The organism is Curtobacterium sp. PsM8 (genome assembly GCF_030433875.1).
GTDB lineage: Bacteria > Actinomycetota > Actinomycetes > Actinomycetales > Microbacteriaceae > Curtobacterium.
The window spans coordinates 27,098-40,458 of record NZ_JARUXD010000002.1; the positions used below are offsets into that span (position 1 = coordinate 27,098).

The window sequence follows — 13,361 nt, forward strand, 5'->3', positions numbered from 1 at the left end:
CGGTGGGGCAAGATCGGCAGGGACGTCGGGCACCGCGCACGACGCACGACGGTTGATGCAGGGGGATCGATGACGATCGAGATGTTGTGGGAGCAGGACGACCCGGATGAGGTGCTGCGAAACCGTTTCGGCTTCGCGGACACCGAGGCGGCGGGCGACTGGGTGACCGCAGCGGTCGAGCGTCACTGGGGTGTTCGTGTCGGTCCGCCGGAGCGGGTGGTGATCAGCGACGGCAACGCCCTCGCATGGATCCGCAGCGCTGACCAACGTCTCCTGCTCAAGTGGTCGGTCGTCCCCGACCGGTTCCCACGGCTCGCGCTCGCAGCCGACCTCACTGCTCAGCTCGGAGCACAGGGATTGCCGGTGTCTGCTCCGGTGACGACGCTCGCGGGCGGGGTGCAGGTGGCGGACGGCGGCATCTCGATGGGTCTGCAACGCGTCATCGAAGGAGCGCACCTCGATGTCGAGGACGCCGATCAGGTCCGTGCAGCGGGGGCGACGCTCGCTCGACTGCACGACGCGTTGCGCTCGAGCCCCGTGAGCAACGTGCAACACGAGGTCCTGTCCCCGCCGGCACCGCTCACCGCGCAGATCTCGGGCTGGCTCGCCTCCGAGCCGTCCACGCTGTCCCCACAGGCCCGCGACGTCTTCAGGCAGCTGCTCGATCGGATGCCACCGGAACTCCCGCCCGTGCAGATCGTGCACGGCGACTACCGCGCCGCGAACATCCTGTGCGCCGGTACCGAGGTCGTCGGCGTCCTCGACTTCGAGGAACTCCGACGTGACCATCGCATCGTGGAACTCGCTCGATCAGCGGTCATGCTCGGCACGCTCTTCCGGGACTGGGGACCGGTCGGTGTGTCCTTGCGGGAGCAGTTCCTCGACGGGTACCAAGCGGTCCGGGCCCTGACGAACGAGGAACTTCGTTGGTGGCCGGTCCTGGTGTGTTGGTACTCCCTGGCCCTCGTGCCCCCGGGCGATGACCCCAACGGGTGGGGTCCGGCAGCGACCGAGCAGCTCGAGCACGCCGCGGCACAGCTGCGCGGCTGAGCCGTCACCGTCACCGTGACCACTCCGCGGAAGATGGCGATGCCCCCGACACGACGGCCGTCGTCAGGCGTCGTTCCCCGGTCCCTCGACCGCGTACTTGAAGCCGACGTGGCTGCCGACGAAGCCGAGTCGCTCGTAGAACCGGTGGGCGTCGACCCGAGCGGCGTCCGAGGTCAGCTGCACGAGTGACACGGTGAGCGCCGGCGCCGCCTGGTCGGTGACCCAGCGCATCAGTGCCGTGCCGAACCCGGCCGAACGCTGCTCGCTCGCGACCCGGACGGACTCGACGAGCAAGCGCGCGCTCCCCCGACGCGACAGTCCGGGGATCAGCGTGAGCTGCAGGGTGCCGACGACGACACCGTCAGCGTCCTCCGCGACGACGAGGTCGTTGCCGGGGTCCGCCGCGATCTGCCGGAACGCTTCCGAGTACGCGAGGAGCGCCTCCTGGCCGGACGAGGCGGACGCACCGGACGCACCGTCGCGCGCGGCGCTGATCGGGTCGTCCGTCAGGAGGCGCAGGATCGTCCCGAGGTCGTCGAGCGTCGCGCGACGGATCACCACCGCCGCACTCCGGGTGGGGACGGTGGTGGGGAGGTCGAGGCGCGAGATCACACCGCATCATCTCGCGCCTCGACCATCAGCGGACGCCGTACACGACGCGGTCGTCGAGGTACTGCCAGACCGTGCCGACCTCTGCGAAGCCCGCGCTGCGGAGCGACTCGACGTGGAACCCGAGCGTCACCTTCGGCGGCGCCTCGTGCAGTTCCGCGCCCCACACGGTGTCGCGCCGCGCGAGGGCCTCGGCGTACCGGGGCGTCTCCGCCACCGCGGCCCACCAGGCGTCCCACGTGTCCGCGCCGCTCGCGAAGCCCTCGCGCTGGGTCGCCGCGTCGTCGTCCGCGGCGATGGCAGCCATGGTGCTCTCGTCCCGCTGGTACGACAGGTGGTCGCCGTTGAGCAGGACGCCGCCGGGGTGCAGGAGGTCCGCGGTGCGTCGGAGGACGTCGACGAGGGTCCCCGGCTGGAGCCAGTGCAGAGCGGTGGAGCTGACGACGGCGTCGAACGGCGCACTGGCGATGGCCGGGTGCTCGGCCCAGTGCGGGTCGGCGAGGTCGACCTCGGCGATCACGAGCCGAGGGTCGGCGGCGGCGAGGTCCGCGGCGATCGCGAGGAGCGCCGGGTCCTTGTCGGCGACCACGGCCGTGGCGCCGGGGACGGCGGCGAGCACTGCTTCCGCGAGCGAGCCGGTGCCTCCGGCCAGGTCGAGGATCCGCGGGGCGGACGTGTCCGCGCAGACGGCTGCGACCACGCGGGCGATCGTGGCGAAGCGTTCTGCCCGGTGTCGGATGTAGGCGGTCTGCTGGGCGTCCCACCGGGTCGCCAGGTCGCGTGCCCGCGCCGTGTCGTCCGGGGTGGCGGTCGGGGTGGTGGTCGGGGTGTCGGTCATGCGGTGGGTCCTTCCGGAGGGGCCGAGGAGACGGCCGATGGGGTGGGCAGGCGGAACGTCAGGTGGAGGTCGCCGTCGGGGTCGTCCCGGCGGGTGGTGTGGACGTCGTACACGGCGTCCAGGAGCGCGGGGCGGAGGACGTCGGCGGGCGGCCCGGCACCGACGACGCGCCCCGCAGCGAGGACGACCAGGTGGTCGCAGACGCGTGCGGCGACCTCGAGGTCGTGCAGGACGACGACGACCGTCGGTGCGATGCGCGGCAGGAGTTCGAGGACCTCGAGCCGGTGCCGCAGATCGAGGTGGTTGGTCGGTTCGTCGAGGAGGACGTGGTCGGCTCCGTGGGCGATCGCGCGTGCGAGACCGACCCGCTGCAGTTCGCCGCCCGACAGCGCGGCCAACGGATCACCGGCTCGGTGGGCCAGCGCGACCGCGTCGAGGGCTGCGGCGACCCGCTCGTCGGATCCCGCGCCTCCGCGGTCCAGCAGGCCGGCTCGGGCGAGGCCGCCGAGCGCGACCTCGTCCGCCACGGTGAGCGCCGGGTCCGGGTCGAGCCGCTGCGCCACGCTCGCGACGCGTTGGGCGATCCACCGGCGTGAGCGGTGTCGGACGTCCTGCCCGTCGATCTCCACACGGCCGTCGTCGACCGGCACGGCTCGGAGCAGTGCGCGGAGCAGCGTCGTCTTGCCGCTGCCGTTGGGCCCCACGATCCCCGTCACGGAGCCGGTCGGCGCACTGAGGTCGACACCGTCGAGCAGCACCCGGCGCCCGGCGCGGACGGTGACGGCGTGCGCCTCGATCACCCGAGCGCGTCGAGCTGCCGGGCGAGCTCGGCCGGCCCGGCCACCGACAGGGTCGAGGGCGGGTCGGTGAAGGGGAAGCGGAGCGCGACGACCCGGTGGTGTCGGACCGCGGAGAGTCCGGAGACGCCGGGTGCCGTGCGGAAGCTGTCGATGGTGTCCTGCGCCGTCCCGCTCGAGTAGAGCAACACGATCGTCGACGGGTCGCGGGAGATGATGTCCTCCACGTTGGCGTCGAAGACCCGCTGCTTCGCGTCCGCGTACACGTTGTGCAGCCCGACCGCGTGGAACACCGGCGTCACCATGCTCGGTCCGCCGTAGGGCGAGAGGACGCCCCCGCCGGACGACACGTACAGGGCAGCAGCGGTCCCGCGGTCGGTGCTGGCGGACTGCTTCGCCAGGGTGCTGCGTCCGGCCTGGACGGCGTCCTCGGCCAGGGCCTGCTCCCCGAGGACCGTGCCGAGCGTCCGCAGTTCGCTCCACACCCGCCCGAACGTCGCCGTGCGGCTCAGCTCCGGGCCGGGGTCCGTGCAGTACGCCGAGGGTGTGTAGAGCGGGATGCCGGCGGCCTGCAGTGCGTCCCGGTCGACGGCGTTCGCGGGGGCGATCACCAGGTCGGGCTTCGCTCCGAGGAGGCTCTCCTGCGACACGACGGACCCACCGGTCGAGGTCTGCTTCGTGGACAGCACGTGCAGGCGGGCGAGGTCGCGGTAGGTCTGCTTCGCGTACAGGTCCGGGGCGAGCGGTGCGGTGATGCCGACGATCCGGTCGACGGCATGGAGCGCCTCGAGGTTCGGGAGTTCGTCGTTGTTGACGAGCACGTTGCGGCGCGGGGCGGCGGTGATCGTCACCGGGGTGCCGCAGTTCTCGATCGTGACCGGGAAGTGCGCGGCGCCGTTCGGGCTCGTGGTCGGTTCGGTGGCGCTGGACGATGCCGCGCAGCCGCTCAGGCTGACCACGGCGGCGGTCGCGAGCAGACCGATCGCCGTCAGGACCGGGGTGGGGCGGGGCCGGGTTCGGGTTCGCAAGGGGGTCTCCAAGGGGGTCGACCGTGCGGTTGGCGGTCAGGGGGTGGACGTGGGGGCGGTGCGGCGGAGGAGGACCAGGAGGAACGGCGCACCGAGCACACCGGTCACGACCCCGACGGGGATCTCCTGGGGCGCGAAGACGGTGCGCGCGACCGTGTCCGCGACGACGAGCAGGACCGCGCCGAGCAACGCCGACACCGGCAGGACCGCCCGGTGTCGGCCGCCGACGAGCCGACGTGCCAGGTGCGGCACGACGAGCCCGATGAACCCGACACCGCCGACCGCGGCGACGATGACGCCGACCATGGCGGAGACACCGACCATCAGGGCCAGCCGTGCGCGTTCGGGGTCGATGCCCGCGGACCGCGCGGAGTCGTCACCGGACGCGAGCGCGTCGATGAACGGTGCGATGACGACGAGCGCGACGAGTCCGAGGCCAGCGGACACTGCTGCGGCGACGAGTGCGACCGGCTGCACCGACCCCAGCGAGCCCAGCAGCCAGAACAGGACGGAGCGGGCGGCCTCCGGGGAGTCGCTCCAGAAGACCAGGAAGCTCGTCGCCGCGTTGAGGGCGTAGCCGACGGCCAGTCCGGCGAGCACGAGCCGGATCGGACCGCGACGGCTGGCGGTCCCGGCCAGGGCCACGACCAGCAGCACGGCGCCGATCGCCCCGGCCAACGCCGCGCCGGAGAAGAGGAGCGCACTGCCTCCGCCGATGACCAGGACCACGAGTGCGACGCCGGTGCTGGCGCCGGAGTTGATGCCGAGCAGGTACGGGTCGGCCAGGCCGTTCCGGACGAGGGCCTGCAGGACCGCTCCCCCGGCCGCCAGCACGGCGCCGGCGATGATCCCCATCGCGACCCGAGGTGCCCGCGTGCCCCAGACGATCTGGTCGGCGGACGCGGACCAGTCACCGGACCGGACGCCGCTGACGTGGTCGGCCACGATGCCGATGACCTGCGCTGGAGCGATCGACACCGGACCGATCATCATCGCGGCGACGGCGACGACGGCGAGCACCACCACGAGCAGGGTGATCCGGGCCGCTGCGCGACGACGTGAGCGGCGCATCAGGAGCACGACGGCGTCGGCCGGACGCGTCGACGAGGACGTCGGGCGGACCGCCGGCAGCGACTCGGACATGGGTCTCCTTGATGAGAACGGATCTCATTAGTACCAGATCCGGGCGCAGGAGACACAACCGCGTCGTCGAGCCGGACACGGCCAGGACGAGAGCGGAGGGGGTCGCGCGCCCACCACTGGCCCCGATCACGGGCCACTCCCCCCGATGGACGACTCCGACTCCCGGACGATTCCACCCCTGACCCGGCCCACGAGGCGACCACGGGTCCTACCGTGAGCAGCATGCCGAACCTGCTGCGGGCCTCCATCGTGCCGGCCGTCGCCCTGGCCCTCCTCGCCGCCTGGGTCGCGACGCAACACGGCCAGTTCACCGTGGACGTCCCCCTGCGGGAGGACACCTTCGCCACGAACCCGTACGCGGTCCTGGCCATGGTCGGGTACACCGCGGCACTCGGCCTGGCGCGCCTGCGGCCGACCTGGGCCGTCGTCGGCACGGTGCTGCTGGTGACCCTGCAACTGCTCTTCTGGCCCGCCCGGTTCAGCCAGGCGAGCTGGGTCGGCTACGTGGTCCTCCTGCCGCTTCCCGCGCTCGTCGCGCGGTCTGCTGATCCCGCTCACCGACGTCGGCTGCTCGCCGGCGTCCTGGCCGCTGCGGTCGGTGTCGGCGCGCTGCTGACCGTTCCGACGGTCTCGCTGTCCGGCCGGTGGGGCACGGTCAACGGCCTCCCGTGGGGTGGCCGGATCGCCAGTGACATCGCGGTGTGGGTCGTCGTTTCGGTCGCGGCCGCAGCGCTGTCCTGGAGGATCGGCGCACGTCGACCGGACACCGCACCGGTCCCGATCACCCCGGTGACGCACCATGCGGTGGTCGCGACACTGTCGAAGCGTGAGCGCGAGATCTTCCGGCTCCTCGCCGACGGCTGTTCCAACACCGACATCGCGCGGCAGGCGTACATCAGCGAGGCGACCGTGAAGACCCACGTCGGCAACATCCTGACCAAGCTCGACCTCGGGTCACGCAACGAGGTGATCGCGTTCGCGTACCGGAACGGTCTGATGGCGCCGGAAGGCGCGCAGTAACGGACGGGAGGCACGGTGCGGGCCCGCACCGTGCCTCCCGTCCGCGACGGCTCAGCTCACTTGCCGGCAGCCTCGTTGTAGTCCGCGATCTGCGCGGATGCCTGCTTCTCGGCCGTCCGCATGGTGGCGCGCACGTCCGCCCCCTCGACCACCCGGTTGAACGCGCCGATGACGGTCGCGCGGACGGTCGGGAACGCGCCGGTCACGCAGCCCGCCGCTGCGGTGCTCGACGGGTCGGCCGCCAGCTGCCTATACATGGCCGCGACGTTCGGGTCGGCGAGGGACTGCTTGCCGACGCTGGTCGACGCGGCTCCGGTGTTCATCGCCAGGTAGCCGGTCGCCTTCGCCCACTTCGCCTGCACCTCGGGCGTCTGCAGCCACTTCGCGAAGTCGTACGAAGCACGCTGCTCGGCGGACGAGTGTCCCTTGCCGGAGATCCAGAGCGCGTTGCCGCCGATGACCTGGCCCGCGTCCTTCGACGAGGCGGTGGTGGGGAACGTCGTGACGACGGACTTCGAGCCGTCCGGGTCGACGGTCGTGTAGGCGCCGGACGAGGTCATCAGCATGCCGACCTTGCCGCTGGCGAAGGCGGAGTTCATGGCGGAGGAGTCGGTGCCCGGGTTCAGCGCGACACCGTCCTGGTACAGCGACTGCAGCCGGGTCATGAAGCCGACCTGGGTGTCGGAGGTCAGGCTGACCCCGTCGACCTTCGTGGACCCGCGGCCGTTGTCCGGCGAGCAGAAGGGCTTGCCGCCGGAGGCCGAGAGCTCCTCGAGCATCCACGAGTCGGCCATGTTCATGCTGAAGCCGTAGGCGCCGGTCGCCTTGTGGATCGCCTCGGCCCAGGTCGCGACCTGGTCGAGGGTTGTCGGCGGGGACTTCGGGTCGAGTCCGGCCCGCTCGACGAGCGCCTTGTCGAGGTACAGGACGGGGACGGACACCGAGAACGGCATCGCTGCCAGTCCGTCCTTCCCGCTGTAGTAGCGCTTGGCGGCCGGGGCCATCGCCGAGGTGTCGACCTTCCCCAGGCTGGTGGGGGCGACGGTCTGGCCGGAGTCGATCATGAAGCCGGTCGACACGTCGTTCATCATGAGCAGGTCCGGCGTCGACGACGACTGCACGGCGGCGGTGTACTTCGTCTGCACCGCCGCGTAGTCACCCTGGTACGAGGCCTTGACGGTGGCGTGGTCGGCGTTGTGGGCGTTGTACTCGGACACCAGGGAGCCGAGTTCGGTGGCGGCGGGGCCGGCCATGGCGTGCCAGAAGTCGACGGTGACGGGACCGGACGAGGCGGCGGAGCCGGAGGCGGAGCACCCGGCGAGCGCCAGCACGGTGGCGGCGCCGAGGACGAGTGCGGCGGTGGAGCGTCGAGACGACATGGTGCTGCTTCCTGTTCGGGGTGAGGGTGGGAGCTGGGGCGGGGCGGGAGACGGGAGGGACGGACGGTCACGTGAGCGCGTCGGCGGTCACCGCTGCGCGGTGGCCGTGCAGTGCGCCGGTCACTGCAGTGCGCCGGTCACTTCAGTGCGCCGGCGGTCAGGCCACCGGCCAGGAACCGCTGGGCGACGAGGACCAGGACGAGCACCGGCAGGGTGACCATCGCGGCGCCGGCCAGGACGACACCGACGTCGGACGCCTGGGCGTCGGCGAGTTGGGCGATGCCGACCTGCACGGTCCGGTTCTCCGGCGAGTTCGTGACGAGCAGCGGCCAGAAGAACCCGTTCCACGCGGCCGTGGCGCTGACGAGGGTGACGGACACCAGGGTCGGCCGGGTGATCGGCAGCAGCATCGACCGGATGAACCGGAAGTGGCCGGCGCCGTCGAGCACCGCGGCTTCACGCAGTTCGTCGGGGAAGCTCAGGAACGCCTGCCGGAACAGGAAGATCGTCAGCGCCGACGCGACGAACGGCAGGAACACCACGAGCAGGGTGTCGATGATGTGCCACGACGAGACGGTCAGGTAGTTCGCGATCAGGGTCGTCTCGCCGGGGATCATCATGCTGGCGAGCAGGACGAGGAACAGCGCCCGGGTGCCGCGGAGTCGGCAGAACACCAGCGCGTAGGCGGTCATGATGCCGATCACGACCTGCAGCACCGTCTGGCAGAACGTCACCAGCACGCTGTTGAGGAACTGACGTCCGAGCGGCACGACCTGGGTCGCACGGACCAGGTTGTCGAGCGTCAGGTGGACGGGCAGCAGGCCGGGCAGCCCCTGGTCGAGGTACTCGTTCGGAGTGAGGGCGCCCTCGAACACGTAGTACAGCGGGAAGCACACGACCACGACGGCGGCGATCAGCCAGGCGTAGACGAGGGCGCTGCGGAAGCGCCGGGCGGTGACGGGTCGCATCAGTAGTTCACCCGCTTCTCGAGCACACCGAACTGCACGAGGGACAGCCCGAGGACGAGCAGGAACAGCACGACGCCGAGCGCTGCCGCCAGCCCGAAGTTCGCGCTCGCCGAGCCGAACGCCTGCTGGTAGATCGCGTAGACGAGCGTGCGGGAGGAGTCGGCCGGGCCTCCCGAGGTGAGGATCTGGATCTGGCCGAACGTGGTGAGCGCCTCGACGGTGCCGGTGACCACGACGAAGAACAGGGTCGGCGTGACCAGCGGCAGCGACACCGACCAGAAGGTGCGGACCGGGCCGGCGCCGTCGAGCTGTGCGGCCTCGACGACCTGCGGGTCGATCGCCCCGAAGGCCCCGACGAGCAGCAGCACGGTGAACCCGAGCGAGCCCCAGACGGTGACGAGGACGACGCTCGCCAGCGCCCAGTGCGTGTCCGTCAGCCACGGGATCCCCTGACCGCCGAGCTGCCGGATCACGGTGTTCACCAGGCCGGTACCGGGGGCGAGCATCGTCGCGAAGGCGACCGACCCCGCTGACACCGACACGACCATCGGCGAGGTGAGCAGTGCCCGGAAGACCGGCATCCCGCGCAGCTTCGCGGTGAGCGGCACGACGATGAGCAGTCCGAACACGATGCGGCCGGCGACCACGCCGACGCAGAACAGCGCCGTGTTGAGCATCGTCCGGGCGAAGGCCGGGTCGGTGAAGGTCCGGACGTAGTTCTGCAGTCCGACCGATCCGGCGGGCTGGCCGAAGATGTCGGTGCCCTGCGTGCTGAGGACGATGACGCGGACGAGCGGGTAGAAGACGAACACGCCGAACACGACCGACGCCGGCAGGAGCAGGGCCATGCCGACGCGGCGATCGGACCGCAGCCAGGACCGGGTCGTCCTGGCGGGGCGGGCGGGACCGGCGAGCAGGCCGGGCCGGACGGACACCGTCATGTCGAGCAACCTTCGGGTAGGGAACGTTCCCTATCCGGGAACGGTGTCCACTGTGCGGGTGGTCGGAGGAACCGGTCAAGCGACGTCAGCGACCCGCCGCCGTCCGTTCACACCGCGTTCAACGGACGAACCACGGCGGCGGTCGACGCACCCCCGGTGTTCACCTCCGGTTCGGCTCGGAGCACCGCGTGGTACCCCGTCCAGGACCGGCCACGTCGTAGACCGGTCCCATGTCGTCGCCCGCCACGCCCGCCGTCTCCCCCACCCCCGCCGCGCTCCGTGCCGCCGCCGAGTCCGCCTGCCGCACGGTCGCCCCGCAGCTGCTCCAGGCGTTCCGGTCGGACATGGCGATCACCACGAAGCGCGACGCCCACGACGTCGTCACGGTGCACGACCGTGCCGCGGAGGAGACCATCACCACCGCGCTGACCAGGGCCTTCCCCGGGTCGGTGGTGCTCGGGGAGGAGGGCGGCAGCACCGGTGACGCGTCCCTCCGGTGGGTCGTGGACCCGATCGACGGCACCGCGAACTTCGCCCGGGGGCTGGCCTACTGGTGCGTCTCGATCGCCGCCGAGGTCGACGGGGTCGTCGTCGCCGGCGCCGTGTACGACCCGGTCGCCGACCACCTGTTCGCCGCCGACGACGCCGGCGCGACCCTGGACGGCGCACCGATCCGGTCCGTGTCCCTGCCCGAGGACGCTGCGACCGTGCTGACCAGCTTCCCGGTGCAGCAGGACCTGGAACTCCTCGGCGAGGAGGCTGCACTCGCCCTGGTCCGTGACCTCACGCTCCGGTACCGGCACCACCACAGCACCGGCAGCGGTGCGCTGAACCTCGCGCACGTGGCCGCCGGCTGGTCGGACGTCACGATGGGCTTCGCCACCCACCCGTGGGACGTCGCCGCGGGTGCGCTCGTGCTCGAGCGTGCGGGCGGTTGGTTCCGCGGGTTCACCTCCGGCGTCGCGACCGACCCGACACACCGGGCCGAGGACTACGTGGCGGCCGGCGGTGGCGTCGACCACCGGGTCCTGGTCGAGCGGGTGCAGCAGCTCTCGAGCACGATCACGCCACCGCTCGACCGTCAGGGTCGGTCCGCGGTCTAGGGTCCCGATGTGAGCACCAGCGCAGCCCAGGCATCGGCCTTCTTCGACGAGGTCGGTCGCGCGGAGTCCGTGTGGACCGTCAAGGACGACGGCGGCGTTCCCGCTCCCCTCGGCGCTGTCGGCCGACGGGCGATGCCCTTCTGGTCGCGACGGTCCAGGGCGGAACGGGTCATCGGCACCGCGGCCGCCTACTCCGGCTTCCGACCGTCGGAGATAGCGCTCCGGGACTTCGTCGACCGATGGCTGCCGGGACTCGAGCGGGACGGCATCGACGTCGGACTGAACTGGTCGGGATCTCGTGCCACCGGGTACGACCTGACGCCCCGGGAGGTGCTGGCCCGGTTGACCGAACAGGACGCCGGCTCAGAACGACGCGCGTACACCGAGGCGTTCCTCGCGCACCTGCAGCACCTGTTCACGACCGACACGGACTGGAACGACGGCATGCAGTGGGTCGCCGGCCGCGCGCTGACCGACGACGTCGCCGTCGTGCTCCACCGCGACCGCCCGGGAGGCCCGGTCCTCGGCCGCCGCTACGACCTGGCCGCCGAACGTGCGCTGTTCACGGACGACAGCGCCGAAGCGATCGCCGGCGAGGCCTGGACCGGCGACTTCGTCGACCCGTCCGGACCGGGTGAGCTCCTCCCGGTGGACTGGGCCGACGGGCTCTGCGACGACCCACGGAGCGTGCAGTGGATCGGAGCAACGCCGGGAGGACCGGGGCCGGGTCAGGACGGCTCCGGTGCGGTCAGAAGACCGCGATGGGGTTGACCGGGACGCCGGTCAGTCCGGGGACCCGGGGCGGCGCGACGCTGAGCAGGAAGTCGTAGCGGCCGAGGCCGACGCAGGTGGAGGCGAGTTCGTCGACGGCGGCACTGTCGATGAGGGGCATGCCGAGGCGGGCGAGCCCGATCATGTGCAGCGGCATCGGGATGCTCGGGTCCACCGGCGGGAAGGTGTCGCTGACGTCGCCGGCGTACAGGGCGATGCCGTGCTCGTGCATCCAGGTGACGGCGTCGACCGTCATCCCGGGGCCGGACTCGCGGTGGTCCCAGGAGAACCGCCACCCGCTGCGGACCACGAGGGCGTCGCCGGGCCGTACGTCGAGGGCCCAAAGGTCCGCCGCGGCCTGGAGGTCGGCTGCGGTGATCGGGTGGCCGGCGGGCAGCTTCGACCCGGGCGCCAGGTCCAGGAGCACACCGCGGGTGACGATGCCGGCAGCGAACGCCGCCGTGGAGCCGTGCGCGACGCCTCCGGCGGTGACCGCCTCGCCGAGCGGCCGGTCCGGGTACACGGAGCCGTCGACCGGCATGTGTGCGACGGCGTCGATGTGCGTCAGCGCGGGGTGGTGCGGGGTGACGACGAGCACTTCCGACATGCCCATCGGCGGGGTGCCGGTGTGGAGCAGTGCCTGCTGGACGGGCGGCGACGGCGGGGCGGGAGGCGCGAAGGGGCCGCCGAGCATCGAGGCGGGTTCGGTCGGGAGGGCGAGCGACACCCACGTGCCAGTCCGGACGCATGCGGCTGCCCGCGCCAGCGCGTCGGCGTCGATGAGGTTCAGGGTGCCGCGCTGGTCGTCGGCGCCCCACCGTCCACGGTTGTCGGGGAGGTCGGGGAGGTCGGTGTGGGTCATGGCGGTCCTGTCGATTCGACGTGGGCCCGGCGAGCGAGCAGACTCACCGGGAGACCTGCAGAAGCAGGAACCTGCAACCTACTCCTACTAACAGGTTCCTGCTAGTGAGGATCACGGGAGGGACCGCATGAACGACGACCGACGCGACGGACTGGACGCGATCCTGGGATGGAACGCGGTGAAGGTCGCACGCCTGATCGGCACCCAGATCACCACCGCGCTGGCCGAACAGGACCTCTCTCTGGTGCAGTTCGGCGTGCTCTCGACCCTGGCGAGCAGCGGCGGGCAACGCACCTCGGCGGAGATCGCCCGCGCGGTGTTCGTCCGTCCGCAGACGATGTCCGAGGTGCTCGACGGCATGGAGCGCCGCGATCTGGTCCGCCGCGTCGGCACGCGCGTCCGTGGCCGGCGGAACCCCGTCGCGATCACGGAGGCCGGCACGGCGGCCTTCGACACCGCATACACGATCGCGATGCGCACGAACGACCTCAGCGCCTACGGGATGACCGATGCGGAGAGTGCACAGCTGAACGGCCTGCTCATCGCGGTCGTCGACGGGTCCGGCGACGCCGTGGGCGAGGCTGCGGCTGACGGGTGACGCCTCCCGCGGGGTGCGATCAACCGGGTCCGTCGCTCGCAGCCGCCAGGAGCGGCACCACGACGTCGGACAGCGGAGTCGGGACGCCGTGTCGACGTCCGAGGCGCTGCACCACGCCGTTCCGGGCGTCCCACTCAAGCGGCAGGCCCGCGGTGCGGTCGGCGAGGATCGGCGTCCCGGGCACGGCCTCCGTCCGGACCGGCCCCGGCCAGCCGCCTTGCGCACGACGCCCGCCCGCTCCGTGCCGGACGAGC

Annotated in this window: 15 protein-coding genes; 5 read left to right on the top strand and 10 right to left on the bottom strand. The window is 71.9% G+C overall.

Features of this window, described 5'->3' with window-relative positions:
* The first annotated feature begins 69 nt into the window (after positions 1 to 69).
* Positions 70 to 1,050: a phosphotransferase enzyme family protein gene (locus QCD68_RS00585; protein WP_301221630.1), complete on the top strand. Its 981-nt coding sequence runs from the start codon at positions 70 to 72 to the stop codon at positions 1,048 to 1,050.
* A 63-nt stretch (positions 1,051 to 1,113) separates the two neighbouring features.
* On the opposite strand, the gene QCD68_RS00590 is transcribed toward QCD68_RS00585, so the two are convergent.
* Genes QCD68_RS00590 through QCD68_RS00610 form a run of 5 tightly spaced genes read right to left on the bottom strand, consistent with a single transcriptional unit; the run spans position 1,114 to position 5,465 of the window.
* Entirely contained in the window at positions 1,114 to 1,662 is a 549-nt protein-coding gene (locus tag QCD68_RS00590; protein ID WP_301221631.1) for a GNAT family N-acetyltransferase, read from the bottom strand.
* Between the two features lie 25 nt (positions 1,663 to 1,687).
* Positions 1,688 to 2,497: a class I SAM-dependent methyltransferase gene (locus QCD68_RS00595; protein WP_301221632.1), complete on the bottom strand. Its 810-nt coding sequence runs from the start codon at positions 2,495 to 2,497 to the stop codon at positions 1,688 to 1,690.
* Positions 2,494 to 3,297: an ABC transporter ATP-binding protein gene (locus QCD68_RS00600; RefSeq protein ID WP_301221633.1), complete on the bottom strand. Its 804-nt coding sequence runs from the start codon at positions 3,295 to 3,297 to the stop codon at positions 2,494 to 2,496. Before QCD68_RS00600 ends, QCD68_RS00595 begins: the two co-directional genes overlap by 4 nt.
* The gene (locus QCD68_RS00605; RefSeq protein ID WP_301221634.1) at positions 3,294 to 4,322 is read right to left on the bottom strand and encodes an ABC transporter substrate-binding protein; all 1,029 of its coding nucleotides are present in this window, start codon (positions 4,320 to 4,322) and stop codon (positions 3,294 to 3,296) included. Before QCD68_RS00605 ends, QCD68_RS00600 begins: the two co-directional genes overlap by 4 nt.
* A 36-nt stretch (positions 4,323 to 4,358) precedes the next feature.
* Positions 4,359 to 5,465 (bottom strand): FecCD family ABC transporter permease, encoded by a 1,107-nt coding sequence (locus tag QCD68_RS00610; RefSeq protein ID WP_301221635.1) that lies wholly within the window; start codon positions 5,463 to 5,465, stop codon positions 4,359 to 4,361.
* A 222-nt stretch (positions 5,466 to 5,687) separates the two neighbouring features.
* Here QCD68_RS00610 and QCD68_RS00615 point away from each other — a divergent pair, with 222 nt between their 5' ends.
* Positions 5,688 to 6,485, top strand: coding sequence for a helix-turn-helix transcriptional regulator (locus tag QCD68_RS00615; protein WP_301221636.1), 798 nt, complete (start codon positions 5,688 to 5,690; stop codon positions 6,483 to 6,485).
* A 56-nt stretch (positions 6,486 to 6,541) separates the two neighbouring features.
* On the opposite strand, the gene QCD68_RS00620 is transcribed toward QCD68_RS00615, so the two are convergent.
* The 3 genes from QCD68_RS00620 to QCD68_RS00630 form a co-directional block, all read right to left on the bottom strand.
* Positions 6,542 to 7,864, bottom strand: a complete 1,323-nt coding sequence (locus QCD68_RS00620; RefSeq protein ID WP_301221637.1) for an extracellular solute-binding protein — start codon at positions 7,862 to 7,864, stop codon at positions 6,542 to 6,544.
* Between the two features lie 137 nt (positions 7,865 to 8,001).
* Entirely contained in the window at positions 8,002 to 8,832 is an 831-nt protein-coding gene (locus QCD68_RS00625) for a carbohydrate ABC transporter permease (RefSeq protein ID WP_111076309.1), read from the bottom strand.
* A complete protein-coding gene (locus QCD68_RS00630) occupies positions 8,832 to 9,773 on the bottom strand; it encodes a carbohydrate ABC transporter permease (protein WP_301221638.1) in 942 nt (313 codons plus the stop codon). The genes QCD68_RS00625 and QCD68_RS00630 overlap by 1 nt, the downstream gene beginning before the upstream one ends.
* A gap of 230 nt (positions 9,774 to 10,003) precedes the next feature.
* Here QCD68_RS00630 and QCD68_RS00635 point away from each other — a divergent pair, with 230 nt between their 5' ends.
* Together QCD68_RS00635 and QCD68_RS00640 are read left to right on the top strand one after the other, a co-directional pair.
* Positions 10,004 to 10,876, top strand: coding sequence for an inositol monophosphatase family protein (locus QCD68_RS00635; protein WP_301221639.1), 873 nt, complete (start codon positions 10,004 to 10,006; stop codon positions 10,874 to 10,876).
* 9 nt (positions 10,877 to 10,885) lie between these two features.
* Positions 10,886 to 11,647, top strand: a complete 762-nt coding sequence (locus QCD68_RS00640) for a DUF2750 domain-containing protein (protein ID WP_301221640.1) — start codon at positions 10,886 to 10,888, stop codon at positions 11,645 to 11,647.
* On the opposite strand, the gene QCD68_RS00645 is transcribed toward QCD68_RS00640, so the two are convergent.
* Complete coding sequence (locus QCD68_RS00645; protein WP_301221641.1) at positions 11,625 to 12,509, bottom strand: cyclase family protein; 885 nt, start codon at positions 12,507 to 12,509, stop codon at positions 11,625 to 11,627. The genes QCD68_RS00640 and QCD68_RS00645 overlap by 23 nt on opposite strands.
* A gap of 127 nt (positions 12,510 to 12,636) precedes the next feature.
* Here QCD68_RS00645 and QCD68_RS00650 point away from each other — a divergent pair, with 127 nt between their 5' ends.
* Entirely contained in the window at positions 12,637 to 13,107 is a 471-nt protein-coding gene (locus QCD68_RS00650) for a MarR family winged helix-turn-helix transcriptional regulator (protein ID WP_301221642.1), read from the top strand.
* 19 nt (positions 13,108 to 13,126) lie between these two features.
* On the opposite strand, the gene QCD68_RS00655 is transcribed toward QCD68_RS00650, so the two are convergent.
* Positions 13,127 to 13,291 (bottom strand): ketopantoate reductase C-terminal domain-containing protein, encoded by a 165-nt coding sequence (locus QCD68_RS00655; RefSeq protein WP_301221643.1) that lies wholly within the window; start codon positions 13,289 to 13,291, stop codon positions 13,127 to 13,129.
* Positions 13,292 to 13,361 lie beyond the last annotated feature (70 nt).